This is a genomic window from Microcystis sp. M53598_WE2 (genome assembly GCF_030067735.1).
Taxonomy (GTDB): domain Bacteria; phylum Cyanobacteriota; class Cyanobacteriia; order Cyanobacteriales; family Microcystaceae; genus Microcystis; species Microcystis aeruginosa.
Genome location: NZ_JASJFE010000086.1, coordinates 1 through 2,404 on the forward strand (window position 1 = coordinate 1; position 2,404 = coordinate 2,404).

2 protein-coding genes and 1 pseudogene are annotated in these 2,404 nt (G+C 45.0%); all 3 read right to left on the reverse strand.

Translation table 11 applies throughout. From position 1 onward, the window contains the following. A pseudogene (locus tag PX636_RS02030) lies at nt 1-100 on the reverse strand (NADH-quinone oxidoreductase subunit J); the annotation flags it as partial. Nucleotides 101-240: 140 nt separating this feature from the next. Further along, nucleotides 241-813: an NAD(P)H-quinone oxidoreductase subunit I gene (gene ndhI / locus PX636_RS02035; RefSeq protein ID WP_002733194.1), complete on the reverse strand. Its 573-nt coding sequence runs from the start codon at nt 811-813 to the stop codon at nt 241-243. 42 nt (nt 814-855) lie between these two features. Next, nucleotides 856-1,974 carry an NADH-quinone oxidoreductase subunit NuoH gene (gene nuoH, locus PX636_RS02040; protein WP_002762098.1) on the reverse strand — a complete coding sequence of 373 codons (1,119 nt, stop codon included), beginning with the start codon at nt 1,972-1,974 and terminating at the stop codon, nt 856-858. Nucleotides 1,975-2,404 lie beyond the last annotated feature (430 nt).

Consider the following 2,404-nt stretch of genomic DNA (forward strand, 5'->3'; position numbering starts at 1 on the left):
AAACGATATTAGATAATAGTACCACGCCTAAAGCTGTCCCGATTACCAGGGCTGCTAAAATGCCAAAAGATACTATTTGAACGCCCTCGGCTAAATTCACAGTAGTTTCATCTCCTTTTATGTTTGAGAGTTATTAATTATGAGTTATCAGTCAGGGATTAGGTGATGGAGTGGTCACTGCGTGCGCGTTGCGGGGGGGATTGGGGAGAAAAAGCTATCTCGGAGTCTCCTAACTGCTAATTAATCGGTAATTTCTTCCGGACGTTTACCGGCGCGTTGACTACCGGCGGGTAAATCGTGGGGTTCGATGACACCTTTAGGCAGATAACCTAATTCCCTCAGAGGTGTTACCATCGGGTCTTGGGTGACTTTGTAGGGTAAACGGCCTAGGGCGACGTTATCATAGTTTAATTCATGACGATCATAGGTCGCTAGTTCGTATTCTTCGGTCATCGATAGGCAATTAGTCGGACAGTATTCCACACAATTGCCACAGAAAATACAGACCCCAAAATCGATACTGTAGTGTTTGAGTTCTTTCTTTTTAATTTCCTTGTTAAAAGTCCAATCCACTACTGGTAAATTAATCGGACAAACTCGCACACAGACTTCACAAGCGATACATTTATCGAACTCAAAGTGAATTCTACCCCGATAACGTTCCGAGGGAATTAACTTTTCGTAGGGATATTGGACGGTAATCGGACGACGACGCATATGATCAAAGGTAACGGATAAACCTTCGCCGATGTATTTCGCCGCTTGAATGCTACCTTTGGCGTAATCGCTGACTTGTTTGAGAATGTTAAACATGATGGTCAGAGGGGTAGTAGGTTAACAGGGCAAAAACGGGAATTAACCGCCAAAAGCAAAGGGAAAAGCTAGTTTTAGGGCGGCGGTAAGTAGTAAGTTAACTAAAGATACCGGTAAGAGGAATTTCCAGCCTAAATCGAGTAATTGGTCAATGCGAACCCGGGGTACGGTCCAACGCAAGAGAATAGCGATGAAGATGAGAAAATAGGCTTTTAATACTGTCATCGTAATCCCTAGGGAAGCGGTGATAATTTGTAGCCAAGGATTGGTTTCACTAACTCCCAACCAGCCGGCCAAAGCATTGACGGGGATAGGAAATTCCCAACCGCCAAGATAGAGGACGGCGAAAACTAGGGCCGACAGCACGAGGTTAACGTAGGAACCCACATAAAAGAGAGCGAATTTCATCCCCGCGTATTCGGTTTGATAACCGGCGACTAATTCCTCCTCCGCTTCCGGTAAATCGAAAGGCAGACGTTCACACTCAGCTAAAGCGGCAATCCAGAAAATCAGAAAACCCACCGGTTGGCGCCAGATATTCCAGCCTAAAATGCCATAACCGGATTGTTGTTCGACAATATCAATGGTACTGAGACTATTAGACATCATCGCGATCGCTAATACCGATAAAGCCAAAGGAATTTCATAACTAATCGATTGCGCCGCCGCCCGCAGGCCTCCCAGCAAGGAATACTTATTATTCGAGGCATAACCCGCCATTAATAAACCAATGGGGGCAATACTGGACAAGGAAATCCATAAAAAGATACCTACGTTTAGGTCAGTAATCACCAGATTTTGACCGAAGGGGACGATGAGGTAGGAGACAAACACCGGCATCACCACCAAAATCGGCCCGAAGAGGAATAACCAAGGGTCAGCCTTAGCGGGGACGACATCTTCTTTAAAGACTAATTTCAGACCGTCGGCGACCGGTTGTAAAACGCCCAAGGGGCCTGCGTATTCCGGCCCGATACGCTGTTGGACGGCGGCGGAAATTTTCCTTTCTAACCAGACGCAGACTAAAACCCCCACCGTGGCGGCTATAATCATCAGGAACATGGGTAAAGGCATCCAAATCGCTTTAGCCAGTCCTCCACTTAATCCCAGGTCTGTTAGGGATTTAATGAAACTTTCTTGTAAATCTATGCCTTGATTCATATTTGGCGATCGCTGTACTGTCGATAGTTCGGCATGGTCTGAAGATTTTTAAGCAAATCTTATAGCCTAGTATACAGTTAGTCGGTCTGAGGGTTATCAGAAAGTGATAAAGGCTTCAATTCTTAGAGCCAAAGAGAGTCAAGGCATCTTGAGTCCCCCGCCGAGAATAGGTATTAGTCAATAGTTAGACTCTGAATCTATCAATGTTCTCATCTGTTTCTTAGCGCCGACAACCTCAGTTAGTTACCAATTATTCACAGGAAAAAAATCTAGATAACTTACCGTTTAGGCAGTTAAAGCAGCTCTCCAGTCCCTTGTGCGATAAGTTTTACCGACTGTTAAAACCCAGTTATCGAGCGTTTCTGGCCACTCCCCGCTATTTAGGGTAGGCTGAAAAAATCTAAAAACCTTGTTGGGTAAGACTTTTAGA